The sequence below is a fragment of the Streptomyces sp. NPDC052107 genome (assembly GCF_040680215.1).
In the GTDB taxonomy this organism is placed as follows: Bacteria; Actinomycetota; Actinomycetes; order Streptomycetales; family Streptomycetaceae; genus Streptomyces.
Window position 1 is genome coordinate 39,520 of the sequence record NZ_JBFAWG010000025.1, and the last position, 23,758, is coordinate 63,277.

General features: G+C 69.7%; 21 protein-coding genes, 1 tRNA gene and 1 pseudogene. 16 read left to right on the top strand and 7 right to left on the bottom strand.

Annotated features, from left to right (window positions below; genetic code table 11):
- Window positions 1-713: 713 nt before the first annotated feature.
- The 5 genes from AB0M27_RS25260 to AB0M27_RS25280 all read left to right on the top strand — a co-directional run bounded on the left by AB0M27_RS25260 (window position 714) and on the right by AB0M27_RS25280 (window position 2,867).
- Complete coding sequence (locus tag AB0M27_RS25260) at window positions 714-953, top strand: chaplin (protein ID WP_365724326.1); 240 nt, start codon at window positions 714-716, stop codon at window positions 951-953.
- A gap of 246 nt (window positions 954-1,199) precedes the next feature.
- Window positions 1,200-1,409 carry a hypothetical protein gene (locus AB0M27_RS25265; RefSeq protein WP_365724328.1) on the top strand — a complete coding sequence of 70 codons (210 nt, stop codon included), beginning with the start codon at window positions 1,200-1,202 and terminating at the stop codon, window positions 1,407-1,409.
- Between the two features lie 110 nt (window positions 1,410-1,519).
- Window positions 1,520-1,741, top strand: coding sequence for a hypothetical protein (locus AB0M27_RS25270; RefSeq protein ID WP_365724330.1), 222 nt, complete (start codon window positions 1,520-1,522; stop codon window positions 1,739-1,741).
- Between the two features lie 221 nt (window positions 1,742-1,962).
- Window positions 1,963-2,244, top strand: a complete 282-nt coding sequence (locus AB0M27_RS25275) for a hypothetical protein (RefSeq protein ID WP_365724332.1) — start codon at window positions 1,963-1,965, stop codon at window positions 2,242-2,244.
- 125 nt (window positions 2,245-2,369) lie between these two features.
- A complete protein-coding gene (locus AB0M27_RS25280; RefSeq protein WP_365724334.1) occupies window positions 2,370-2,867 on the top strand; it encodes a DUF5949 family protein in 498 nt (165 codons plus the stop codon).
- 660 nt (window positions 2,868-3,527) lie between these two features.
- Here AB0M27_RS25280 and AB0M27_RS25285 read toward each other — a convergent pair.
- Window positions 3,528-4,487: a D-2-hydroxyacid dehydrogenase family protein gene (locus AB0M27_RS25285; RefSeq protein WP_365724336.1), complete on the bottom strand. Its 960-nt coding sequence runs from the start codon at window positions 4,485-4,487 to the stop codon at window positions 3,528-3,530.
- 125 nt (window positions 4,488-4,612) lie between these two features.
- Complete coding sequence (locus AB0M27_RS25290) at window positions 4,613-5,128, bottom strand: hypothetical protein (RefSeq protein ID WP_365724337.1); 516 nt, start codon at window positions 5,126-5,128, stop codon at window positions 4,613-4,615.
- Between the two features lie 292 nt (window positions 5,129-5,420).
- On the opposite strand from AB0M27_RS25290, the gene AB0M27_RS25295 reads away from it, so the two are divergent.
- The 3 genes from AB0M27_RS25295 to AB0M27_RS25305 all read left to right on the top strand — a co-directional run bounded on the left by AB0M27_RS25295 (window position 5,421) and on the right by AB0M27_RS25305 (window position 7,352).
- Complete coding sequence (locus tag AB0M27_RS25295) at window positions 5,421-5,567, top strand: hypothetical protein (protein WP_365724339.1); 147 nt, start codon at window positions 5,421-5,423, stop codon at window positions 5,565-5,567.
- Window positions 5,568-5,797: 230 nt separating this feature from the next.
- The gene (locus AB0M27_RS25300) at window positions 5,798-6,301 is read left to right on the top strand and encodes a DUF4234 domain-containing protein (RefSeq protein WP_365724341.1); all 504 of its coding nucleotides are present in this window, start codon (window positions 5,798-5,800) and stop codon (window positions 6,299-6,301) included.
- Window positions 6,302-6,944: 643 nt separating this feature from the next.
- Window positions 6,945-7,352 (top strand): SseB family protein, encoded by a 408-nt coding sequence (locus tag AB0M27_RS25305; RefSeq protein WP_365724343.1) that lies wholly within the window; start codon window positions 6,945-6,947, stop codon window positions 7,350-7,352.
- Between the two features lie 670 nt (window positions 7,353-8,022).
- Here the strand turns inward: AB0M27_RS25305 and AB0M27_RS25310 are convergent.
- Both AB0M27_RS25310 and AB0M27_RS25315 read right to left on the bottom strand, forming a co-directional pair.
- On the bottom strand, window positions 8,023-8,598 hold the full coding sequence (locus tag AB0M27_RS25310) for a hypothetical protein (RefSeq protein WP_365724344.1): 576 nt from the start codon (window positions 8,596-8,598) through the stop codon (window positions 8,023-8,025).
- 413 nt (window positions 8,599-9,011) lie between these two features.
- Window positions 9,012-9,752: a DUF899 family protein gene (locus AB0M27_RS25315; protein WP_365724346.1), complete on the bottom strand. Its 741-nt coding sequence runs from the start codon at window positions 9,750-9,752 to the stop codon at window positions 9,012-9,014.
- A gap of 262 nt (window positions 9,753-10,014) precedes the next feature.
- On the opposite strand from AB0M27_RS25315, the gene AB0M27_RS25320 reads away from it, so the two are divergent.
- On the top strand, window positions 10,015-11,403 hold the full coding sequence (locus AB0M27_RS25320) for a mercuric reductase (protein WP_365724348.1): 1,389 nt from the start codon (window positions 10,015-10,017) through the stop codon (window positions 11,401-11,403).
- 357 nt (window positions 11,404-11,760) lie between these two features.
- Here AB0M27_RS25320 and AB0M27_RS25325 read toward each other — a convergent pair whose 3' ends face one another.
- Together AB0M27_RS25325 and AB0M27_RS25330 are read right to left on the bottom strand one after the other, a co-directional pair.
- Entirely contained in the window at window positions 11,761-11,958 is a 198-nt protein-coding gene (locus AB0M27_RS25325; RefSeq protein ID WP_365724350.1) for a hypothetical protein, read from the bottom strand.
- Window positions 11,959-12,030: 72 nt separating this feature from the next.
- Window positions 12,031-13,272: an MFS transporter gene (locus tag AB0M27_RS25330; RefSeq protein WP_365724352.1), complete on the bottom strand. Its 1,242-nt coding sequence runs from the start codon at window positions 13,270-13,272 to the stop codon at window positions 12,031-12,033.
- 91 nt (window positions 13,273-13,363) lie between these two features.
- On the opposite strand from AB0M27_RS25330, the gene AB0M27_RS25335 reads away from it, so the two are divergent.
- From AB0M27_RS25335 to AB0M27_RS25345, 3 genes are all read left to right on the top strand, one after another.
- Window positions 13,364-14,236, top strand: coding sequence for a LysR family transcriptional regulator (locus AB0M27_RS25335; protein WP_365724354.1), 873 nt, complete (start codon window positions 13,364-13,366; stop codon window positions 14,234-14,236).
- Between the two features lie 392 nt (window positions 14,237-14,628).
- A complete protein-coding gene (locus AB0M27_RS25340; RefSeq protein WP_365724356.1) occupies window positions 14,629-15,072 on the top strand; it encodes a hypothetical protein in 444 nt (147 codons plus the stop codon).
- Window positions 15,051-15,446 carry a hypothetical protein gene (locus tag AB0M27_RS25345; RefSeq protein WP_365724358.1) on the top strand — a complete coding sequence of 132 codons (396 nt, stop codon included), beginning with the start codon at window positions 15,051-15,053 and terminating at the stop codon, window positions 15,444-15,446. The genes AB0M27_RS25340 and AB0M27_RS25345 overlap by 22 nt, the downstream gene beginning before the upstream one ends.
- Before the next feature lie 178 nt (window positions 15,447-15,624).
- Here AB0M27_RS25345 and AB0M27_RS25350 read toward each other — a convergent pair.
- Window positions 15,625-15,700 (bottom strand) — tRNA-Arg (locus AB0M27_RS25350).
- Between the two features lie 273 nt (window positions 15,701-15,973).
- Between AB0M27_RS25350 and AB0M27_RS25355 the strand changes: the two genes are divergently transcribed.
- From AB0M27_RS25355 to AB0M27_RS25370, 4 genes and pseudogenes are all read left to right on the top strand, one after another.
- Window positions 15,974-17,581 carry a dynamin family protein gene (locus tag AB0M27_RS25355; RefSeq protein WP_365724360.1) on the top strand — a complete coding sequence of 536 codons (1,608 nt, stop codon included), beginning with the start codon at window positions 15,974-15,976 and terminating at the stop codon, window positions 17,579-17,581.
- A gap of 510 nt (window positions 17,582-18,091) precedes the next feature.
- On the top strand, window positions 18,092-20,296 hold the full coding sequence (locus AB0M27_RS25360) for a GTPase (RefSeq protein ID WP_365724426.1): 2,205 nt from the start codon (window positions 18,092-18,094) through the stop codon (window positions 20,294-20,296).
- 497 nt (window positions 20,297-20,793) lie between these two features.
- Window positions 20,794-21,274, top strand: a pseudogene (locus tag AB0M27_RS25365) (single-stranded DNA-binding protein).
- Window positions 21,275-21,559: 285 nt separating this feature from the next.
- Window positions 21,560-22,963: a TQXA domain-containing protein gene (locus AB0M27_RS25370; protein ID WP_365724362.1), complete on the top strand. Its 1,404-nt coding sequence runs from the start codon at window positions 21,560-21,562 to the stop codon at window positions 22,961-22,963.
- Window positions 22,964-23,758: the final 795 nt, after the last annotated feature.

Here is a 23,758-nt window from a genome sequence, read left to right on the forward strand (position 1 = left end):
CCCCAGCCGAACCGGCGACTCCGACACGAGTTCCGTGGCGACGCCCCCCAGCCGAACCGGCGACTCCGACACGAGTTCCGTGGCGACGCCCCCCAGCCGAACCGGCGACTCCGACACGAGTTCCGTGGCGACGCCCCCCAGGCAGGCACAGACTCCTCCGCCGGAGTATGACGCGCAGACTCCACCCGCTGCTCACTTGCCGGCCCCCCGGCTGCCCGCCCCTGCCGAGCAGCACAGGTCCAACACCCCCGCCATGCGGCCCATGGCGATCGGTGGCAGCAGTCGCGCCACCCTGGCGGCCACCGGCAGCGGGACCACGCTGGCGGTCTCGGGTGCCAGCTCCGCGCTGATCGCGGCAGGGCTGATCCTGTACCGGCGAGGCCGAGCCGCACACAGTCGGTGACGTGCCGGGTGCCGGGCGCGGGGACGCCCGGCACCCTCGGTCGACCGGCCGTCATGACAGCCGCGAAGGCCGGTCGACCGAAAGACATCCCCCGCACGGGCGGGTGGCGGCTGAAGGGCCCCCTTGACGGACACGTCCGCCGAGGGGGCCCTCACCGCGTCCGTCAACGCGGCGTCATCAGAGGTGAGTTGGTGCGTCCGGTCCTCGCTCACATCACTCCTTCGGCGGCACAACTCCTGCGCCCGCCGCGCGTTGACACAACGTCGGGCATCCGCCCGGATGTTGTTTCCAACCCAAGGAGTACCTCTCCATGTCGCGTATCGCGAAGGGCCTTGTCCTTACCTCCGTCGCCGCCGCGGCCGTCGCCGGCGCCGCCGGCATCGCCGCCGCCGACAGTGGCGCGAGCGGCGCCGCCAGCAACTCCCCGGGCGTCCTGTCGGGCAATGTGGTCCAGGTCCCGGTTCACGTACCGGTCAACGTCTGCGGGGACACCGTCGACGTCATTGGTCTGCTGAACCCGGCGTTCGGCAACACCTGCACCAACCACTGACGTCGCCAGCACTCCATCGACCGGCCGCCCTCCAGAGGAGAGCGGCCGGTTCGTGTTTTCCTCGGTGTACCCCCGGTGCCCTGAACGGCCGGACGGGACGGCAGTCCGCCGGGTTGGTCTAATCCGGGCAACTGACCAGGGACGACGCGCGAGGCAGTCGGCTCCAAGTACCCGACTGATCGCGCACCTCACTGTGCGGTTAAACGGTGGTCGCAAGATCAGACTCCATCACCGAAAGGAACTCGCATGCGTGGTCTGTCCGCACGGCGTATCGCGTCCACCGCGCTTTGTGCCGCGCTCCTGGCCGGCGGCACCGGCCCGGCCGCCACGGCGGCCGGCTCTGCTCGGGAACGCGGCCCTGCGGTGTCCGCTGCGCCCCTGTCCAGGGCGAAAGCGTTCATGACACGCATCGACAACATCGACGGCGTCGACACGGTGCTCAACCCGCAGACGTGACTGCTCAACGCCGTGCTCAAGGCCGACAACGGCCGACTCTCCGCCGCCGAGAGGACCCGACTCGTCAATGCCGCCAGAAGGCCGTCGCCCACCAGAGGGCCGGTGTCGGAATGCAGGCCAAGGACGCCGGCAGCGATGCCCTTGCCGCCCTGCAGAAGGCGCTGGACGCCCTCCAAAAGGCTGTCACTTCCGGGAACGCCGGCCAGGTCGTCACGGCGGTCAACGGCGTCGTGACGGCTCTGGACAAATACGTCACCGCAGTGCTGGGCGGCAGCGGCCTGCCGGTGCCCATGCCTACGCCCACACCCACCCCCTCGGTACCGGGGGTCTGACGAAGCAGTCCCCGGACAGCCGTAGTGCCGGATGTCCGCGCCGGCGTGATGGCTGTTCCCTTTTTTTTCGGTTCGCTTTTTCGGTCTTATTTTCCGGGCTCATATGAGGACTCGGCAGGTGCGGAGAACTTCTCCACCCGGGGTTCCACCCCGGCCGGGAATCGTTGGACACCGCGTCCGAGACGGTCGATTTGCAGTGACCCGCCGAAGAAGGGGAATCGATGAAGTCCTTGAAAACCGCCGCCGTCCTTGCCGGATCCGTGGTCGTCGCCGGTACCGCCGCGCCCGCGTTCGCCCAAAGCCCTGCCGAGGTGACGCCCACCAACCTCAACGGCGCCGTGAACAGGCTCACCCAAGGCCCCCTCGACGTGATGCCGCTGCACCACCAGTCGGGCGCTCTGGACACGGAGAAGCGGAACTCCGTGCTTCACACCGTCAAGGGCGTGACCGGTGCACTGAACCAGCACACCCGGCTGCTGGGCGGCCTGCCGTTGCAGAGCTGATGCACCTGAGCGGTGTGCGAGGGGCGCCGAGAGGCGTCCCTCGTTCGTATGGACAGTACGAGCCGCTGCTCCGGTCGAGTGAAGCGTCGCCGGACTGCTTCGGGGGCCGTCGATACGATCGCGCGGTGACCTCAACCTCAAGCGCGATCCTTTCCTCCCGCCCCACCGACCTGGGCACGATCGTCGTACTGGCCTGGAGCGGAGAGGCTCCCGGTGGTGACATGCCCTACCTGCTCGCCTACCCTCTCGGCGACGCCGAGGGCGGCCCGGAGGCCTCCTCCTCCGCCGTTCGGCGGCTGCTGGAGAGCAACGGACTGCCCGTGGGCGGCGACCTCGTCGACGGTTTCGCGCAGTCCGGTTTGCCGGTCAGCCTGCTGGTCGGGGCCGGGCAGGCCGTCGTGAGCATGGCGCAGCTCAAGGCCCAGTGCCCGGCGCCACGGGAGTGGCTGGAGGCGGTCGGCGTGCGCGGCTTCGCCTATTTCGTGTTCACCACCCGTCTCTGGCCCGAAGCCGTGCCGGGCAGGCACGTGGACCCCGCTGCACTGGCCGCCTTCGCGGGCGCCGAGGAGACCCTGAAGCAAGCGGCGCACCTGGTCCTGCCGGTCCGGAGCCTGCGCGGCTGAAGGGCGAGAACCGCAGGCGACAGCCGTGGGCCGCGCCGCTGCCGGTGCCCGCACGGCGGTAGCACTTCTGGACTGAGCCGACGGTTGTGCCGTCCTACTACTAGGGCACCCGGGCGAATCCTGAAACGAAGGGCGGCCTACAACTTGGGGATCTTCGAACAGGCCGTTCGTCGGTTCCTATGCGGACGGACACCTGCCTGGCTCCGAACTGAAGGGGCCGAACTTTCCCATTCCGGGGGATCATTTCTCTCCCGTCCCGGCCCTCGTCGCGCCCTGCTACTGGCTGTGGCGCTCACACGGCCGTCGGTGGCGGCGTCGTCCTGCTGACAGGGACGGGTCCGGGCACGCCGGGTCCGGCCTGGACCGTCAACGTCACCAACAATGGCCCCGACACCGCGACCGTCCAGGTCACGTCGGTCTGACAGCCGGTCTGGTCCCGGGCGAAGGAGTACGGCCGCCAAGGGGACGAGCTCCCCGTTCGCGCGGTCTTCCCCCGAACGGTCCGTGCCGACCGCCTCCCCGGCGATCGGCACGGACCGCCTTTTCATCTGTCCCGGCTCCTGCCCCGGCGATGCCGCCGCCGCCCGGCAGGCCTCCGAACCGGGGCCCCGCGCCGGAGCCGGGGCGTTCGCCGGCAGCGGGGGCGCTCCTGGCGGCGGATCAGGGCAGTCGTCGCACCGGGGAGCCCGCCAGGTAGGCCTGGATGTTCTCCACCGCCTGGCCGTAGTACGTCGTGTAGTTGGCCCGCGAGACATAGCCGAGGTGGGGTGTGGCGAGGAGGCGGGGTGCGGTGCGCATCGGGTGGCCGGCGGGCAGCGGCTCGATGTCGAAGACGTCGACGCCGGCGCCCGCGATCCGGCCCTCGTGCAGCGCGGCCAGCAGGGCGTCCTGGTCGACGACCGACGCCCGGGAGGTGTTGATCAGGTAGGCCGTCGGCTTCATCAGGGCGAGTTCTGCGGCGCCGATGAGCCCTCGGGTGCTGTCACCGCCGGGCACCTGGACGGAGACGAAGTCACTGCCGGCCAGCAACTCCTCTTTGGACGCGGCCAGCTCGACACCGTGCTCCGCGGCGCGCTCCGTGGTGAGGCGCGGGCTCCACGCGCTGACGCGCATGCCGAAGGCGAGCCCGACCCGGGCCACGCGGGCTCCGATCCTGCCGAGGCCGAGCACACCGAGCCGGGAGCCGTGCAGATCGGTGCCGACGGTGGACTGCCAGGGGCCGCCCGTCCGCAGCGCGGTGTTCTCCTGGACGATCCCGCGGGCCAGCCCGAGCAGCAGGGCCCAGGCCAACTCGGCGGGCGGGATGCCCGAGCTGTCCGTGCCGCACACGGTGACGCCGTGCTTCTCGGCGGCGGCGTAGTCGATGACGGTGTTGCGCATCCCGGAGGCGACGATCAGCCTGAGCCGGGGCAGGCGGGCGAGCAACGGGCCGGGAAACGGTACGCGTTCGCGCAGCGTGACCACGATGTCGTAGTCGGCGAGGGCCGCGGCGAGGGCATCCTCGCCGTCGAGGTGCTCGCGCAGCGCGACGACCTCGACCTCGTCCTCGATCACCGACCAGTCGGCCGACTCGACGGCCACGCCCTGGAAGTCGTCCAGCACCGCACAGCGAAGTCGCACGTCGTCCCTCCCTTTCCCACGATGACGGTAACGGCTGTTCAACAAGGGCGCCGAGGCCTGCCATCCTGAGTGAACAGAACACCAACTGCTTATTTTTTCTCGGTGTACAACTCCTGACCTCTTTCTTACGTCGAACCGGTGAACAGCGGTGTACGCCCCGAGCGGGGGCGCGTCCCGGAAGAGGAACCCTGCCCATGACGGTCCGTCGGCTGTGCGGAGTCCTGCGTGTGCGCAAGACGACCGACCTGCTCCTCGTGCTCCTGCTCGGCGCCGGTCTTCGCCCTGCTGCCGTCCCTGTGGGGTTTCGTGGCGGCGACGGCCGTGACGTACGTGGTGGACGAGGTACTGCACGTACGGGCCCCCGCTTTCGTGCGCCGGCTGGCGGCGCTGCATCTCGACCGCACCATGCGGTTCGCGGTGCGTACGGTGATGCTGCTGGCGCTGGCCAGCCGGCTGGAGGCGCCGGACGCGGTGCTCGTCGCCGGGCTCGCCGTCCTCAGCGCGCACTTCGCGATGATGGTGCCCGTCTCGACGAACTCGCCGGCCGGCACCGGGGCGACGACGCGGCACAACTGCGCGCTGCGCGCATCCCCGACCGCGCGGGGGAGGCGGAGTGGCAGGAGCTGCGGTCGGAATGGCACCGCGTCTTCTGGGAGAGCCGCGGCCCCATCCGCCACAACACGATCGCGAACCGACTCCCGACCCTGTACGACTGCTTCAATCAGGCCGACATGCTGATCAGCGACGTCTCCTCGGCGGTCGCGGACTTCGTGGCGAGCCTCAAGCCGTACGTCCTGACCAACGCCCACGACCTCCCCGACGCCGAGTTCCGCGCCACCTGCACCACGGCGGGCGGCGCCTATCTCCTGGACCGAGCCTGCACCCGCCTCCCGTCCATCCTCACCGCCATCCGCTCCCACCCACCCGGACCCGATGGCCCCGTCCCGCCGCACCCTCAAGGACTACGTCCTGGGCCCCGACCACCCGACCTCGATGGGACGCTTCAACGCCGCGGTGAACGCCTTGGCGGAGAAGGCGACCGCGGAGCGAACCCAGCGACCGACGGACTTGGCGGCGTGAGCGACGACCGGACAGGGGCGCGGGTGAATGCCGGCGCCGTCCGGCATCGTTGACGGCAGTTGTCGTCTCCCTGTGGGCGTTGGCACTCCACTCCGCCGCGCTGCCTGCTGATCGAGTTGATCACAATCACGTGACGAACCTTCATTGAACCGCCAACTATCTTCACGGCGCCTTCACTTGCTGCCATGCTGCTCCGGCTGAGACCAGAACCAGCAAGTGGAGCCCATCACATGGACGACATCAAGCCCGCCACCGAGTCCGGCCAGAGCGTTCCGATCCCGGCCGGCGGCGCCGTCGCACCCAGCACCGCCGGCATCCCCGCCGCGGTCCGTTTGCCAGGCTTGGCCATGAAGCGCCGTGGACCCGTCGCGGTGTGGCTTGGCCTGCCGCTCGTCACCCTCGGGATCTACCAGCTGGTCTGGTACTACAAGATCCACAAAGAGCTGCAGGAGTTCGACCGGCGCCGGGTCCTCAGCCCGACGGGCAGCCTGCTCGTCATGATCTTCCTGGGCTGGACCCTGATCGCTCCGTTGATCTCCTTCCACAACACCGGGAAGGCCATCGCCAACGCTCAGCGTGCGGCCGGCCTGCCGGTGACGTGCAGCGCCGCCGCAAGCACGTGGCTGACCTTCGTCTTCGGCCTCAATATCTGGTACATGCAGCGCCAGCTCAACCTGGTCGTCGACGCCTACCCGGGCGTTGCTCCCGGCACCGAGGTGCCCCTGGCTGCCTGAGTTCAGGAGCCGGTCTGCTGATCACATGTCTCGCTGATCAGCCGGACCGACGAAGCCCACGGCTCTGACCAGGTCGGGTGCCGTGGGCTTCTGTCGTTGTCGGTTGGCGTTGACTGGCCTCGCACGTCCTGGGGCAGAGCTCAGGTTTGCCCGTCGTTCCCCCGTGGCTTCCCGCTGCCTCCCCTCGGAACGGGCACGCAGCGGGCCCGGAGCCTCTCGATGCGAACCATGGGCACGGTGGTCGCTGAGGTCTCCTGGGCTGGTACGACGGGTAGCCAGGGACGCGGACGGTCGACCCCGGTCGATGGGGTCGCTGTGCTCGCTGCTGTACTGCGACGGTCCAGGGGCGCAGGCAGAGCAGTCCACGGTCGGACCTCGGGCCCCAGCTCGGCCAGGAGCCGAAGAAGTGAGGGGCCGAGTCGCTGACCTGCGGCCATGTAATCGATCAGCACTGCGACCTGCGACGTAGCCGTCGACAGTTGTCAGCGATTGGTCATCGTCGAGCGCCCTTCCCGGCCCAAGGTCGGCCCCGGGACGGCGCTCGTGCGCGGACTCACCGCATGATCGGACCGAACGCGGGTAGGTGAAACGTAGACGATCCGTCGTCTCAGGGTCGTTTCTATGCAAAAAAGGGTGCGGCGCGATGACTGAGATACCGGCAGAGGTCTTCGAATTGGTGGCACGGAAGGCTCTGCAAGACCTGTCCACCGCGGTGGACCTATCGGCAATGGATGCGCTGGCCGGCTGTGACGTGCTGATTCCTGCGATCGGCGGGATCCGATACACGCGTGACCGCAGTGAACTCGTGCGGCTTGTGCTGCCGGTGATCGAAAGCGCCAACGACGCCCCCGCGGTCATGGTGTTCACCTCGGAGGAACGGCTGCTCAGGGCCTTTCCCCAGGTGCCCTGCTACAGGGCTGTCACCCTGCGGGACCTGGCCTCTCGCTGGCCGAGCGACGAGGTGGTGCTGGTGATCGACGCCGGGGACGAAGACGAGCTGACACTCTCCGCGCACAACGCGCGGTGGTTGCTCGGCCGCTGCCTCGTGTGACCGCCAGGTCTGTACGGCCGCCTCGAACTCCGCGGGTGCCGCCCGCCGGGCGACCGCAACGGTCAGAGGGGCCCGTGCTGCTGGCTATCTACGCCCGGTGCATCTCTGGGCACCTCCAGGACCTGAAACAGCGGATTCTGGCGAGCGACCTCCCCGAGCTGCCTGAGACCGGCTGACGGCCGCTTGGAGAACTTCTCCCCGTATTCACCGCAGCCCCCCGCAGAAACCCGGTGACAGCCGGACAGCGTCGGCCCCTCTCCGCGATCAGCGGGGGCGGTCCGGCGCTTCTCTGCGTGCGGCTGCACCTGCCCTGACCAGCAAAAAGCCCTCCCGAAGGGAGGGCTGAGGGTGGGCGCCCCCGGCAGGACTCGAACCTGCGGCCAAGCGCTTAGAAGATGCGGGCATACCCCAGCAGGATGGACCAGCGGCTCCGCAGGGCTTCCGTGACAGGCCGCCGGCTGTTGTAGTCGTCCGCGCTCGTTGCCGTCAGCGTTGCCGTCGCGGTGCCCTGGAGCCCGCCTCATTTGATACTCAGGCGCGAGCGCCTCGCACCGACGCCCTCGACGCGATGCGGCACCGTCGACCCCGTCACCACAGCGGCCCGAACCTGTCCTGTCGTCTCGGCGACCGGCTCGGTTCATACGGTCTACTCAGTGCCGCGGCCAGCGGCTCAGAGCTCGTTGAACTGGCGCTGCGGGAGACCGTACTGCTGCGCTATGGGGTTCCACAGGGCGGCAGCCTTCTTCTTGGCGAGGGTCGCTTGCTCGCTGGCCGCGTTGCCCTGGTCGGTCTGCTCGGTCTTCGTCGCGTGGCCGTTATGGCAGCCCTTCGCGCCGGCCGCCTGGTCGGCCCAGGCGGCGTAGTGGTTGTCGGCGGCGGCGGACGCCTTCCAGCCCGTAGTGAGCTGGGCCACCAAGTCGCCGTGATCGGGGAGTCTGTCGAAGGTGAGCTGGGAGAGCTTGGTGACCAGGTCGTCGCGCCGGCTCGCGGCGGTGCGCAGGTCGGTCGCCGAACCAGCGAGGTTGCTGCACTGCTTGATGGAGGCGACCGCGTCGATCACCGCCGTGCGGCTGCTCTTGCTCGACTGCAGCAGCGCGTCGAGCGACTTCGCCTGGGCCTGCGCGGTCTCCGTCCCAGACTGGCCGCTGCCCAAGGTGGCGGAGGCGTCGGCGGCCGACTGCTGGTCGTTGCCGCCGACGTCGAGCGCGGTGCCCACGACAACGCCGATCAGAGCGAGGCCGGCCACGATGCCGATGAGCGCGCCCCGACGACGACGCTTGCTACTTCAGTGCCCACAGCGGGCAGCTCCATGTCATGAGGGCATCCCGCCGACCTCAGCAAGCCCCACTGCTTCAGGCGTGCCGTGAATCCGGATGAAGACGCCGAAGCGCCGGCGACCGATGAAGCGCCGCTGACTTGGGCACCTACAGGCAGCGCGGAGACGGTGGCCGCCCGATTCCGACGTACGTCCGCCGCGGCCGGCGCTTCTGGCGGAGCTGGCCATACGAACTCAGACACGGACCGATGACGGCAGCGTGCGGCCCAGGCGGCAGGCCCTCAGGCCATTGCGCACTGCGGGGGCAGACAGCCATGTCGGGTCCAAGGGGCCATGCGACCCCGCGTCCGACCGGAAACGACGCGGGGATTCGAGGGCTTCTACTAGTACTGCAGCCTGGGGTAGTTAGCCGAGTCTCCGCGTCCGCCCGGCGTCAAATCGAGAGCCCCCCAGATCGACCAGATCGAGTCGAGGTGGCGGGGGTCTCCGTCGGACGCGAACAGCAATTCGCTCGACCACCGGTGGTGGATCCCGTCCTCGTCGCGTGAGAAAACGCTCAGGACCGGGAGCTGCTCGCCCTCCGGCGTTTCCCCATGATAATCATGGTTGAAGGTGTTGTTCCGCGAGGACAGCAGCCGCAGATTGCGCCAGCCGCGTTCCTGTGCGTAGGTGCCGAGCCAAGCGGGCTCTGTCTTCGCGATCACGGCGAGGTTGATCCGCTCGGAGAGGTGAGCAGCAGGACCGTCGAGCCCGTCGACGACCGAGGTGCATGACGGGCACGGCTGCTCGACAAGCGGCAGCAGGCCCGTCTCGCCCCGGGCACCCGCCCGCGGGTCTTCTGACCAGCGCGGGAACATCATGTTGTAGATGACCAACGTGTCCTTGCCCGGCGCGAACAACTCCGAGAGCCTCATCTCGCTGCCATCGGCCGCGGACTCGAAGACGTAGTCCTCCGCCAGGAGGCCGCCCAATGGGAGCGCCCGGCGCTGCGCTGCGACCTGCTCGTTCATCCGCCGCAGCTCGGCCTCCGACTCCAACAATTGGTTGCGCGCGCGCCGGTATTCGCTCGACTCGCCCGGGAACTGGATGTTCGGGTCGCGGATTAGTTTCCCCCACTGGTTCATGTCGCGCGGACTACCCCTGACAGCCATTGTTCCCATCCTTTCCCTATGCTCCGAACCCACTCCCTTACGGAGTTAGGAAAATACAGAAAGCCCTTTTCACGTCCTGCGGTTCATCACTGCACTGCGCTTTCACAAGGTTGAGTATGGAAGCCGGCAGAGCCTATTCTCGGCCACTGATCACAGCCCGACCACCTGACCGGCCAATAGCCCACCTGTACTCACTCTCGGTGCACTTAGGAAAGCATAGGGTTACGATCCTCCTGTGGCAGACGAGAGCTATGACGTGATTGTGATCGGGACCAGCCAGGGCGGCCGGTTCCTCCCCGTCGATCTGGCCAAGGCAGGCAAGAAGGTGGCGCTCGTCGAGCGCGACCACCTAGGCGGCGCCTGCGTGAATACCGGGTGCACCCCGACCAAGACGATGGTCGCCAGCGCGCGCCTCGCCTACCAAGCGCGGCGCGGCGCGGAGTACGGCGTGCGGACCGGCCCGGTGTCGGTCGACCTCGCCACCGTGCGCGAGCGCAAGCGGGCGATGGTCGCGGGCGCACGGGAGAACTACGCGAGCCGCCTGACGCAGGAGGGGCTCGACCTGATCGAAGGCGAGGCCCATTTCACGCGGCCCAAGACGGTCGAGACCGCCCTGAAGGACGGCGGGACGCGGGAGATTACCGCGCCGGTGATCGTCATCGACACGGGCGCTAAGCCCAAGACGCTGGCGATCAGTGGCGCGCAGAACGTCCCTGTCCTGGACTCAACGTCGATCATGGAGCTGGACGCGCTCCCGGAGCACCTGATCATCCTCGGCGGCGGCTACATCGGCCTGGAGTTCGGGCAGATGTTCCGCAGGTTCGGCAGCGAGGTCACGATCGTCCAGACCCGCCCGCGCCTGATGATGAACGAGGACGAGGACGTCTCCGACGAGGTCGCCGCCATCCTGCGCGATGACGGGATCACGGTCCTGACCTCGGCGACGCCGGACCGGGTCGAGGAGGCAGGCGGCGGGCGGGTGCGGCTGACCATTCGCACGTCGGACGGCGAGCAGCAGGTCGAAGGCTCCCACCTGTTGTCGGCCATCGGCCGCGTCCCCAACACGGAAGCGCTCGCGCCGGCGACGGCCGGCATCCGGCTGCACGGCAACGGCTTCATCGAGGTCGATGAGTACCTGGAAACCTCCGTCCCCGGCGTCTACGCCATGGGGGACGTCAAGGGCGGCCCGGCCTTCACCCACTCTTCCTACGACGATTACCGGATCCTGCACGCCAACCTGCTCGGCCGCGAGAAGGCGAGCACGCGGGACAGGATCGTCCCGTACACCGTGTTCATCGACCCGCAGCTCGGCCGCGTCGGCATGACCGAGCGGCAGGCCAGGGAGCAAAACCGCGCGGTCCGCGTCGCGAAGCTACCGATGAGCGCCGTCATCCGGGCCCTCGAGACCGGGGAGACGCGCGGCTTCATGAAGGCCGTCGTCGACGCGGACACCCAGCAGATCCTCGGCGCCGCCGTGCTCGGCCCAGAAGGTGGCGAGATCATGACGATCATCCAGGTCGCCATGCTGGGCAAGCTCCCGTACACCGCCATGGCGAACGCCATCTTCACGCACCCGTTGCTGGCGGAGGGCCTCAACAGTCTCTTCATGACGCTCGATGCCTAGTCGAACGGCGCCGCGTGGCTCCGAGAGCACCGGTTTGGAAGACGCCGTATACGGGTGGCGGCTGACCTGGCAACTCGCTGACCTGGGCCGGAGCGCGATTGGCGCCGCTGTTCCCCGTGAGTCCCCGTTGCGTCCCGCCGGATCGGGCACGCGGCGGGCACGCAGGGCACATCCGACCTTCTGCTTTCAGGCGAGTTGATCGTGCGGCCAGGATCATGATCCGGCCCGAGAACGACAGACCTAGACACCCCGTGACATACCGCTGTGTACGCTGACGTCCGTTGTCGTTGCCGTCAGACTGCCGTCAGATGACAGGTGCCAAGTGCCCCAACGTTCCAGCAACTGCGGCTGTTGCTGTCAGATGTTGGCGTCCACTCCTCGGCGTCGAAACACCCGCCGAGTGCCGCGCATGAAAAGGATGAAAACCGTCCGGAAGACCATGAACACAGCGGTGAGGGCGAGCGCACGGGCAATCACGTCAATGATCGTGGTCCAGGGATCGGGTAGGTCAAGAAGGAGCGAGAGCTCTCCGAACGCTGTAGTCAGCCCGAACATGATCGTCAGTTTTAGATTGAGATGACGTCTTAGCAACGCGGAGGTTCGCCCGAGCCCCAGCGGAACGCAGCGTTAATGGCGAACCGCCTTCATCTGATCTGTTGAGCGGCGAAGCATCCGGGAGCCGGAGATTGCGACGAGGATCGCGGCGAGGGTGACAAGGCCGACAAGCACGGCGACTGTGGGCCAGACTCTGAGCGCGGCGGCCGTGAGTAGCGGCGGGATGGTCATGCCGGCGTAGGCGATGAGGAAGATGCCGGCGAGCGCCTCGCCTCGATGCTCCGCATCCGCGACCGCGGCGACGGTGCCGAGGGCGGCTCGGAACAGGATGCCGATCCCTGCGCCCGCGACCCCGCCGCCTATGAGGAAGAGCGGAAGCGAGGCGACGATGGCGGCAACACCGATGCTCACGAGCCCGAGCGCGGCGAGCGCGATGGCGCGCCCGATCTGAGGGCGCATCGCCAGCCGCACGGTGACGATCTGCGCGAGGGCTGCCGCCATGAAAACGACGAATGGCGCCAGGCCGGCGAGCAGGTGCGAATGCAGCCCGAGGAGACTGACGAGGAAGGTCGAGGACAGTCCCATGAATGTGCCGAACACTGCGAACGCCCCGAACGCCGCCGCTCCGGCCGCCCAGAACGCGCCCCTCCCTGCCGCCGGCACTGCGACGCGCTGCGGCCGGTAGGCAGGGCGCTCCTCACGGCGCTCGACCGTCTCGGGAACGAAGGCGACCAGGATCCCTTCGACGACCAGGAGGATGGCGAAGGCCACGTAGGGCGCGATGAGCGGTCGCGTGGACCATGTCGCGATGAACCCGCCGATCAGAGGGCCGAGACCGATGCCGCCGAGGTTTGCGAAAGTCGACACGAGGGCGACGCGGCCTTTGGCGTGGTTGGCCGCCGCGCCGAGCTCGGAGAGGTGTGCGGTCGCCGTGGCGGTGAGGATGCCGATGCCGAGTCCGCTGATGAAGCGGGCGACGATGAGGCCGGCGACGTCGTTCCAGACGAGGAAGAGGATCGCGGCCAGCAGGTTGATGAGGAGCGAGCCGAGGATCACGCGTCGGCGTCCGAGCCAGTCGGAGACATGGCCCGCGAGATACAGGCTCAGCATGACCCCGACCGCGTATGCGGCGAAGATGATGGTGAGGACGATCGTCGGGAAGCCGTCGCGCTGCTGGTAGATCGCGTAGAGGGGCGTCGGGACGGCGCAGAACGCGAGCTCGGTGCCGAAGGCGAGCGCGATGATCCAGAACCCCGCCCCATGCGGGAGTCGTTCGGTGGCTGGAGGCTGGGCGGAAGCCGCGGTTGTCGTCATACCTGCATGCTCGGCGCCTCCTGTCATCGCGTCCAACGCATACTCTTGTTCATAGTCATCGACATAAACGATGGAGCAAATAGGCGGAGAGATGGAAACCCGACTGATCGAGTACGCGATCGCGGTCGCCGACGAGCTGAGCTTCACCCGTGCCGCGCAACGGGTCTACGCAGCACAGTCGACCGTCTCCGCCGGCGTTCGGGCGCTGGAACGAGAGCTCGGCACTGCGCTCTTCGAGCGAGACCAGCGAGGGGTGCGGATCACCGCCGCTGGAGAGGCGGTGCTGCCCGCGCTTCGCGCGCTCGCCGACGCCGAGGCGCGCGCCCGCACCGCAGCCGACCCGCGAGGCGAACTGCGGGGCGAGCTGCGCATCGGGGTGTTCTCCAGCGTGAGCTACCTCGCGATCCCGCGCGTCATCGGCGCCTTCCACCGCGAACACCCGCTCGTCGACCTCCGACTGCGCGCGTCTCCGTCTGGCTCGGCGGAGCTCGCCGACGCCGTGCGGCGGGGGCGGCTCGATCTCAGCTTGTACGGGCTCCCAGCGGCCACCGCGGGCCCAGGCCTTGCCGTGCACCGGCTCGCCACAACGCCCTACGCGGTCATCCTCGCGGCCGACCATGAACTCGCGTCGCGCGCGGGACTAGCGCTGAAAGACCTCGTGGATGAGCGCTTCGTAGACGCGCCTGTCGGTTTCGGCAATCGTGACGTCCTCGACGCCGCGCTCAGCGCGCGCGGGGTTGTGCGCGACGTCAGTGCCGAGGTGACCGAGACCAGCTCGATCCCGGTCTTCGTCGCCAACGGCCTCGGCATCGCGCTGCTTCCCGAACTGCTGATCCCGCCAAGCGAAGGCATCGCAGTCGTCCCTCTGAACGAGCGCATCACCTGGGAGTTCAACGTCGTAACGCGGACCTCGACCGGCGAAGCCACCGCGGCTCTGCTCGAGCAGTTGCTCGCGGCCTATTGACCCCTGTTCCGGGCGCCTTCAGCTCATGAGGGGCGGTCGAGGAGCGCCGCGACGATCCGACGAACGCCCGCCCGGATGTCGTTGTCGCTTCGCCCCTCATCGCGCGTCAGATGTCGCTGCCCTGCGGGGCATGGGGTCACAGAGGCGTTGGCAGCTGAGGCAACCAGGGCCACGTTTCTCGCCTCTCGCCAAATGGGTGGTCAGCGTATGACCGTGGTCGGTGTATCGGCTTTTGGGCTGGAGCTGCCTTGGCGCGAGTGATCATGGCCCCTTACGCTGGCCCGCGGATCGGGCAGGCTTGTGGACCTGCCCGTTAGGGCGTGTTCTGGGTTGAGATCACGGGATCGGTCATTCCGGCTTCAGGAGGGCGCTGGCTGCGGTAGACCGGTCGCGTGACTCGTGGTGATCTGACCGATGCCGAGTGGGAGTTGATCGAGCCGCACCTGCCTCTGGGGGCGTTTGGGCCGATCCCTGAGTCGACGGCCGCCACGAAGACCACGAACGCCGTGGACAAGCGGTCCTTGCTGAACCCCGAGCAGGCGGCGGCAATCCTCGACTGGATACGGCGCCGGCCGCGCGGCGGCAAGCGGCTCCACGCCTTCTTCGCCACGCTGTACTACTGCGGCCCACGACCCGAGGAAGCCGTAGCCATGCGCGTGGAGGACGTCACCCTGCCCGCACCCGACGCCGACGACCAATGGTGTGAGCTGCTGATCCACACGGCGACCCCGGAAGTCGGGAAGCAGTGGACCGACACGGGGGAGATCCACGAACAACGCGACCTCAAAGGCCGCGCGGAGGGTGAGACAGCACGGTGCCGGGCCATCCGGCCCTGACGCGCATCCTCCGGCAGCACATCGCCGACGAACAGCTCGAGCCAGGTGATCTGCTCTTCCAGGGCGAGTCCGGCGGCATCCTCGCCGGCTCCGTCATCCGCCGGGCGTGGCGCAGCGCGCGTAAGGCCGTACTGCCCCCGCACGTCTTCGAGTCGCCCACCGGACGGCGCGTGTACGACAACCGGAACACGCGCCTGACCAAGTGGCTCAACGACGGCATCCCGTCCGCCCAAGTGGCCGAGTGGGCCGGGAACAGCGTCGCCGTCCTCCTGGCGACCTACGCCCGATACGTCGACGGGCAGCCGCCGGACCTGAAACGGCGACTGGAGGCCGCGGGCGATCTCCCCGAGACGGAGCTGCCGGACGCTGGCTGATCTTCCCCCGGTCGAGAACTTCGACACGTATTCGACACGGCCACCCGCGAAAACCCGGTGACAGCCGGACAGTCCCGGAGTCTGCCCTTGATCATCAACAGGGCGTCCGGGGCTTCGTCGCGTCGACCCGCACCCACCCTGACCAGCAAAAAGCCCTCCCAGGCGGGAGGGCGAAGCCTGGCGCCCCCGGCAGGACTCGAACCTGCGGCCAAGCGCTTAGAAGGCGCCTGCTCTATCCACTGAGCTACGGGGGCCTGGTGGCGGGACCAAGGATAAAGCTCCCTGTTCCTCGACCCTGTCGCTTCGCCTCCGTGGCTCGATGTGGAGGTTTGGTGAAGCGATCCCGATAATCGCAGGCAGGTACGAATCGTGCACCGCTTTTGGCGTGCGACGCACCGGGTGTTGTGCACTCGTTATGCCTGGGCTGTGCCTGTGTCCCAGTCGTCCCTTGCATCCTTTCTGTCCCGTCGGCGCGCAGACGTATCCATATGCTTCAGAAATCCCCCAAAATTGGGCATTCTTCGCATGTGGTGACCTTGGACGTACGGCCCCAGCTGCTCGACACACTCTCCGCACTGCGCGACCGTGTCGCCGCCGCACGCTTTCCGCTGCCCCTGCCCGGTGCCCCACGCGCGCGTGCCAACCGCGACGAACTCCTGGCGCAGCTCGACGACTACCTACTACCGCGCCTACGGGAGCCCGATGCGCCGCTGCTGGCCGTCGTCGGCGGGTCCACCGGCGCCGGCAAGTCGACGCTCGTCAATTCGCTCGTCGGCCGCCCGGTGAGCGAGGCGGGCGTGCTGCGGCCGACCACCAGGATGCCGGTGCTCGTCTGCCATCCGGACGATCATCACTGGTTCAGCTGCATGCGCCTGCTTCCCGACCTCACGCGCGTGTGGGGGCGCGACGAGGACTCCGACGAGCTCCTGCTCCCCGGCGACCACCCCGCGCGCGTGCTGCGCGTGGAGAGCGCCGAGACCCTCCCGCGCGGACTCGCCCTCCTCGACGCCCCCGACATCGACTCCCTGGTCGCGGACAACCGCGTCCTCGCCGCCGAGCTGATCTGCGCCGCCGACGTCTGGATCATGGTCACCACGGCCGCCCGCTACGCCGACGCCGTCCCCTGGCACCTCCTGCGCACCGCCAAGGAGTACGACGCCACCCTGGTCACCGTCCTGGACCGCGTGCCCCACCAGGTCGTCTCGGAGGTCTCCCGGCAGTACGGCGCCCTGCTCACCAAGGCCGGGCTCGGCGACGTACCCCGCTTCACCGTGCCCGAGCTACCCGAGTCCGCCTGGGGCGCCGGGCTGCTGCCCGCCACCGCCGTCGCGCCGCTGAAGAACTGGCTCGAGCACCACGCGCAGGACCCCGCCGCCCGGCAGCATGTCATGGCCCGTACGGCGTACGGTCTCCTCGACTCCCTCAAGTCCCGCATGCCCGAGCTGGCCAATGCCGCCGCCGCCCAGCACGCCGCCGCCGTCCGGCTCATCTCCGCCGTGGACGCCGCCTACGAAGGCGAGCAAGCGCGCGTGCGTGGCCGGCTCCAGTCCGGCGCCGTACTCGCCGGGGACGCCCTCAAACGCTGGCGGGCCTTCCCCCTGGACTGCACCCCCGCCGAACTTCTTGACGCGCTCGTGGCGAGCCTGGCCGCCCTGCTGCTGTGCTCCGTCACCGCCGCCGACGAGCGCATCGACGAGGCCTGGCGGCGCGAGCCGGCCGGAGCCGGCCCGGCCCTCGCCGCCGGCGAGTGCTCCGCGGAGAGCGCCGAACACCGCATCGGTGTCGCCGTACGCCGCTGGCGGCGCGAGCTGGAGGAGTACGCCGAGGACGAGGTACGCGAACTGGATCGTGCCACCGCCGCACCCGACCCGGACGTCGTCGCCGCCCTGGTCGCCACCGCCCTGCTCGGCGGACGCCGGGCGCGCAGCGCGGGCGAGGGGCTTGCCGAGCGAATCGGGGCGCACGGCGCGCTGCGGCTGCGCGACCGGGCCGGGCGGCTGCTGGGTGAACACGTGGACCGCGTCCTGCACACGGAACGCGAGCGGCGCCTCGGCCCGCTCGACGCCCTGGACGTCCATCCCGAGCCCCAGGCCGAACTCATCGCCGCGCTGTCGGTACTGCAGAAGGAGAGGTGACCGGTGACCGCCGTCACTGACCAGGACCACACGGATCACACCAACCACATGAGGCACGCAGGACGCATGAGGGACATGGAGCACGGCAGCCACGGCAACGACAGCGGTACCGGGTACCTGGAACACGGCGGGCATGTGGAGTACGGCGGTCACGTGGAACACGGCGGTCACGTGGAACACGGCCGTCACGTGATGCCCGAGGTGGTGGAGCACGGTGATCGCCTCGAGAACATGAGTCGCGTGGATCACGCCGACCGCGTGAAACACATCGGTCGCGTCAATCACGCGGACCGCTTCGAGTACGTGGATCGTGTCGAGTACGGCGCAGGTATGACCGAGCCTGCAGAGCGTCCTGGGGGTGGCCCCAGCAGAGCGGACGACGGAGACGGGCTGGGTGATCCCGGTTCCGGTCCTGGTGCAGGGCCGGACGCCTCCGGCAACTCCGACGACCGCCCGGACGCCGGTGAGGGCACGAACGAGGGCGATGGCGAAGTCGAGGCCGCGGATCGGATGAACCTCGACACACAGCCGGGGAAGCACGCGGACACCGGGGGCGGCGGCACGCAGCTCTATCTGCCGCACCCGCACCCGCTCCCGCATCCCGCCGGCGACGCCACCACCCCCGGAGCCACATCCACGCCTCGAACCACATCCGCCCCCCAACCCAATCCCATCCCCACACCCGAACCGACTCCCACCGCCAAATCAGTCACGGGGGCACAAGCCATCACGACAAACGAAGTCATCCCGACGACCAAACCCGTCAAACCCCTGCCCCTGCTGCCGCCTCTGCCGTCCCTCAAACCCATGCCCGCGTTCGCGCCGACCCCCGCCTCCCGCACAACCGCGGACGCGGACGCCGCCCCCGGGTCGCACAAGCCCTCGGAGCCCCCGTCGTCGTCGGCGTCCTCGCGGCCGTCGGAGGCTCCCCGGTCTCCCGAGTCCGCGGAGCCCCCCGACTCCTCCGGCTCCCACGACTCCTCCGAGTCCTCCGAGCCCTGGGACGACGGCCTCATCGCCCGGCGCGTCACGGAGGCGATGGCCGCCGCCCTCGCCGCCGAACGCGTCACCGCCCTGGAGAGCGGCAGCCGCAGTCCCGGCAGCCAGACCCCGGTCCCGTTGGCGTACGACGGCCGCCTGCGCTCCCGGCTGGACGCCCTGCGCGAGCTGGTCGGACTCTCCCGGACCCGCCTGGAGGGCGATATCCTCGCCGAGGCGGGCCGGGTACTGGACGAGGCGGCCGCCCGCCGCAAGCTCTCCGGCCGGCACACCGTCGTGGCCATCGCGGGCGCGACCGGCAGCGGTAAGTCGCTGTTGTTCAACGCCCTTGCCGGAGTGGCCATTTCGGAGACCGGCGTACGACGTCCGACCACCGCCGCGCCCATCGCGTGCAGTTGGAGCGACGGTGCGGCGGGCCTCATCGACCGGCTCGGCATCCCGGGCCGGCTGCGCCGCCGTCCGCTGCAGAGCCCGGAGGCCGAGGCGCAGTTGCGCGGGCTGGTCCTGATCGACCTGCCCGACCACGACTCCGCCGCCGTGGAGCACCGCAAGCAGGTGGACCGGATCCTTAAGCTGGTCGACGCGGTGATCTGGGTGGTCGACCCGGAGAAGTACGCCGACGCCGTGCTGCACGAGCGCTATCTGCGGCCCATGGCCGGCCACGCGGAGATCATGTTCGTCGTCCTCAACCAGATCGACCGGCTGCCCGGGGAGGCCGCCGACCAGGTCCTGGACGATCTGCGCCGGCTGCTGGACGAGGACGGCATCGCGCTCGGAGAGCACGGCGAACCGGGCGCCACCGTGCTCGCGCTGTCCGCGCTCACCGGCGACGGCGTCGGCGACCTGCGCGAGAGCCTCGGCCAGTTCGTGGCGGAGCGCGGCGCGGCGGCCCGCCGGGTGTCGGCCGACGTGGACGCCGCCGCGGCCGATCTGCGCCCCGTGTACGCCGCCGGGCGGCGGGTCGGCCTCAGCGAGGAGGCGCGCGAGGAGTTCGCGGACCGGCTCGCGGACGCGGTGGGCGCCACCGCGGCGGGCGAGGCCGCCGAGCGGGCCTGGCTGCGCAACGCCAACCGGGCCTGCGGCACGCCCTGGCTGCGGCTGTGGCGCTGGTACCAGTCCCGGGGCGAATCCGGCACGGGCCGCATGCCGGTACGGGCGGCCCAGCCCGACGAGGAGGCCACGGCCCGTCAGCGCGTCGAACAGGCGGTCCGTACGGTGTCCGACCGGGCCTCGGCCGGGCTGCCGGCGCCGTGGGCGCAGGCGGTGCGTGAGGCGGCCGTACGCGGGTCGCAGGGGTTGTCGGAGGCGCTGGACGACCTGGCGGCGCGGGCGGGACTGCCCCCGGGCCGGCCGCCGCGGCCGGGGTGGTGGCCGGCGGCGGTGCTGGTCCAGGCGGCGATGACCCTGCTGCAGGTCGTGGGCGGCCTGTGGCTGTTCGGCCAGATCGTCGGTGCCATGGCGCCCAATCTCGGGGTTCCGGTGCTGCTGATGGTGTGCGGGATCGTCGGGGGACCGCTGGTGGAGTGGAGCAGCCGGATGGCGGCGAGAGGCCCGGCCCGGCGCTACGGCCAGGAGGCGGAACGCCGGCTCCGGGAGGCGGCCGCCGGCTGTGGCCGGGCCCGGGTGCTCGATCCGGTGGCGGCTGAGCTCTTGCGGTACCGGGAGGTACGGGAGCAGTACGGGCGCGTCGCACGGAGTGGGGCCGGAGTGGGGTGAGAGCCCGCTCGGAGCGGGTGAGATGTGAGCGCGAGGGGCCTCGGTGTTTCCGGGGCCCCTCGGCGGTTTCGGGGAGGGGACTCGGGTGTGCTCAGGGGGCTCTTCAGCGGTGTTCCGGGCGGGGTGAGGAGGGCCGCCGGCGACCGGGGTCACTCGTGCGGGTGGCGGGGTTTTCCACAGGTGGGGTGGTCGTCCACAGCTCCCAGCGGGCTCGGCCGGGCGGAGGCAGTCTGGGTGCGCGGCGATCGCACGGCGGGTCCGGCCGGAGGGACGGCGGACGGTGCGCGCGATCGGCGGGACGTGCGGGCACGTACGGCGGTCGTACGCGCCCGCACGACAGACCCGAACGGGCCCGCACGACAGACCCGAACAGGGCCCGCACGCCCGCACGGGAGACCCGAACGGGAGAGCCGCATGACAGACGCAGCCGTACGGGATGGCCCCGTGCGCATGTCCGCCCGGCTGGAAGGGGCCGGGCGGAGGAGGGGAGTGAGGACGTGAACGAGACCATCGTGTGCGTGGTGGGCAACGTGGCGACCCAGCCGGTGTACCGGGAGTCGGCGGCGGGTCCGTCGGCCCGGTTCCGGCTGGCGGTGACCGCGCGCTATTGGGACCGGGAGAGGAGCATCTGGACGGACGGGCACCAACTTCTTCACGGTGTGGGCCAACCGCCAGCTCGCGGTGAACGTGCCCGCGTGCGTGGAGGTGGGCCAGCCGGTCCTCGTGCAGGGCCGGCTGAAGGTGCGCACGGAGGTGCGCGACGGGCAGCAGCAGTGGGCCTCCGCCGACATCGACGCCGTGGCGATCGGCCACGACCTCTCACGCGGTACGGCCGCCTTCCAGCGCTCGGCCAAACCGGAGGCACCTCCGACGGCGACCCGGCCGGAGCCGAACTGGGAGACACCGCGTCCCGCTGACACCCCGGACGAGGGGAGCGGTGCGCCTCAACAGGCGGCGGAAGCAGTCGCGGTGACGTGACATCAGTATCCGGCTCCGGCGAGGCCGAGCCGGGCTGTGAACCCGGTCACCGCGGGGGCACCCGGTTGCCGAACTCCCCGTACGAACCGGTGGATTTGTCGATATGCCCAGCTCATGGACGGTCCCGGCGATAACGATTACGGATCGGATCGCCCATCGGATCATCCGACCGGCGGGAGAGGCTCCGGCTGATCCATAGGATGCCGGGCGTGCCCCTAGGGGCTGCCGATTCTGCTGGTGGGACCGTCCCCCACGTCCAACGGGTCCTGCTCGAAGGGGAATTCTGTGCTTGCTGCGTTCAGTGGGTTCCGCCGTTCCGCCGGAGCGGCCCGCCTGGCCGCCGCCACGACGGTGACCGGACTCGTGGCGGCCGGTGTGCTGTCCGGCGCCGGTACAGCCGTGGCCGACGGGACACCGCAGACCCAGGGCGGTGCGACGGCCACGATCAACGGTCTGAAGACCTACGGCGAGGCAGTGATCCACGAGGACGGCGGCGACCAGCGCGTGGCGGCGGGCCTGTTCGAGATGTCCGTCGACGGCGGCGGCACCCTCCAGACGTACTGCGTCGACCTCCACAACCCCACCCAGCGCGACGCCCTCTACCAGGAGACGCCCTGGAGCGGCACCTCGCTGGGCGGCAACAGGGACGCCGGCCGGATCCGCTGGATCCTGCAGAACTCCTATCCCCAGGTCAACGACCTGGCCGCGCTCGCCCGCCGGGCCGGCGTCGGCACCCTGACCGAGCAGGACGCGGCGGCCGGCACCCAGGTGGCCATCTGGCGATACTCCGACCACGCGAAGGTCGACGCCGTCGGCCCGCAGGCCGAGAAGCTCGCCGACTATCTGCAGAAGAGCGCCCGCGACCTCGGCGAACCGCAGGCCTCGCTGACCCTGGACCCGCCGGCGGTCTCCGGTCGGCCGGGCGACGTGCTGGGACCGGTGACCGTGCACACCAACGCGGGCACCGTCACGGTGAGTCCGCCACCGGACGCGTCCACCAGCGGGGTGCGGATCATCGACAGGACCGGCAAGGTGATGACGTCCGCACAGGACGGCACCCAGCTGTACTTCGACATACCCGAGGACGCCACGAACGGCACGGCGCAGCTGAGCGTGCAGGCGTCGACCACGGTGCCGGTGGGCCGTGCCTTTGCCTCCGACAGCCGCAGCCAGACCCAGATCCTGGCCGGCTCCAGCGAGTCCACGGTCTCCGCGACCGCGACCGCCACCTGGGCGGCCGCGGGTGCCATACCGGCGGTGTCGGCCCGGAAGAACTGCGCCAAGGGCGGCCTGGACATCTTCGCGGCCAACAAGGGCGACAAGCCCTTCACCTTCGAGCTGATGGGCGCCGAGCACACCATCCCCGCGGGCGCCTCCCGCACGGTGACCGTGCCGCTCCAGGAGGACCAGGCCTACGACTTCACGATCACCGGAGCCGACGGCTTCAGCCACCGCTTCACCGGAGTCCTCGACTGCAAGACACAGGACGCGATCACCACGCAGACGACCCAGGCCCACAACGAGCCCAGCCCCGCCTCGGTCGGCGGCACCACGGCCCCCGACACCAACCTCGCCGCGACGGGCGGCTCCGCGATCACCCCGCTGATCGCCGGCGTGGCCATCGGATTCGTGGTGATCGGCGGCGCGGTCCTGGTCCTGCTGCGCAAGCGCGAACAGGCCGACGGCTGACGACGTCCGCCGGAGGACAGCGCCGCCCGGGCGTCGGGAACGGGTATGCCGCTTCTGGCCCTCTCCCCTCACGGGGACGGCGTATCTCGACGCTGACAGCAGTCCGACCAGCCCATGAGACCTCGGATCAGAAGGCGACCGTGCCCCTTCCGTGCCCGATGGGACGGGGAATCACCGGGTGGTTTCCAAGAGCGTCGCGCGTGGCCGGCAGATCATGTTCTCGGCGGGGTTGGAAGATCTGACGGCCAAGAGGGACGCTGTTCTCATGCGGTGGCCCTTGTTCCCATGCGGTGGCCCTTCCGCGCTTCTCTCGGGTCGGGAGCGGGCGATCATGAGTGCCTCCTCCTCAGGCTGGAGCAACGCGTGCCGTTCGCGGTCCTGCTCCTGGGACTCGGCATGGAACTCTCGCCGATGCACTCCATGTACACCGGGCCGCTCCTCACTGCGATGCCGGCGCTTGCCGCACTCACCATGGGCCCCCTGGGCACCCTGTCGGCAGCGGTCGGCAGCGGTCGGCGCCCTGGCGGTCACCGGCACGTCGGCCACCATCCACGGTTCATGGAAAACCGGGCCGGTCTACAGCAGCCTTCTCGGCCTCATCGTGGTCTCTGTCGCCCGGAACCACCGGTCGCAGCGTCTACGGGTGGCACCTCGAGAGGGCGCCCCATCCCAAGTTGGATGCCGGCCGCCTACCTCTACGTCGGCATAGCCCCGCAGCATGTGGCGAACGGGATCAGCACCCAGAACCGCGTACACCGGTGGATACGTTGGGATGTCAGCGCACGGAGGCCGGCG

Excerpts from the sequence above, each read along its gene's own strand:
- AB0M27_RS25260 (WP_365724326.1), top strand. The coding sequence starts at position 714 with ATGTCGCGTATCGCGAAGGGCCTTGTCCTTACCTCCGTCGCCGCCGCG.
- AB0M27_RS25265 (WP_365724328.1), top strand. The coding sequence starts at position 1,200 with ATGCGTGGTCTGTCCGCACGGCGTATCGCGTCCACCGCGCTTTGTGCC.
- AB0M27_RS25270 (WP_365724330.1), top strand. The coding sequence starts at position 1,520 with ATGCAGGCCAAGGACGCCGGCAGCGATGCCCTTGCCGCCCTGCAGAAG.
- AB0M27_RS25275 (WP_365724332.1), top strand. The coding sequence starts at position 1,963 with ATGAAGTCCTTGAAAACCGCCGCCGTCCTTGCCGGATCCGTGGTCGTC.
- AB0M27_RS25295 (WP_365724339.1), top strand. The coding sequence starts at position 5,421 with ATGGCCCCGTCCCGCCGCACCCTCAAGGACTACGTCCTGGGCCCCGAC.
- AB0M27_RS25300 (WP_365724341.1), top strand. The coding sequence starts at position 5,798 with ATGGACGACATCAAGCCCGCCACCGAGTCCGGCCAGAGCGTTCCGATC.
- AB0M27_RS25305 (WP_365724343.1), top strand. The coding sequence starts at position 6,945 with ATGACTGAGATACCGGCAGAGGTCTTCGAATTGGTGGCACGGAAGGCT.
- AB0M27_RS25315 (WP_365724346.1), bottom strand. The coding sequence starts at position 9,752 with ATGAACCAGTGGGGGAAACTAATCCGCGACCCGAACATCCAGTTCCCG.
- AB0M27_RS25325 (WP_365724350.1), bottom strand. The coding sequence starts at position 11,958 with ATGTTCGGGCTGACTACAGCGTTCGGAGAGCTCTCGCTCCTTCTTGAC.
- AB0M27_RS25330 (WP_365724352.1), bottom strand. The coding sequence starts at position 13,272 with ATGACGACAACCGCGGCTTCCGCCCAGCCTCCAGCCACCGAACGACTC.
- AB0M27_RS25335 (WP_365724354.1), top strand. The coding sequence starts at position 13,364 with ATGGAAACCCGACTGATCGAGTACGCGATCGCGGTCGCCGACGAGCTG.
- AB0M27_RS25360 (WP_365724426.1), top strand. The coding sequence starts at position 18,092 with ATGAACCTCGACACACAGCCGGGGAAGCACGCGGACACCGGGGGCGGC.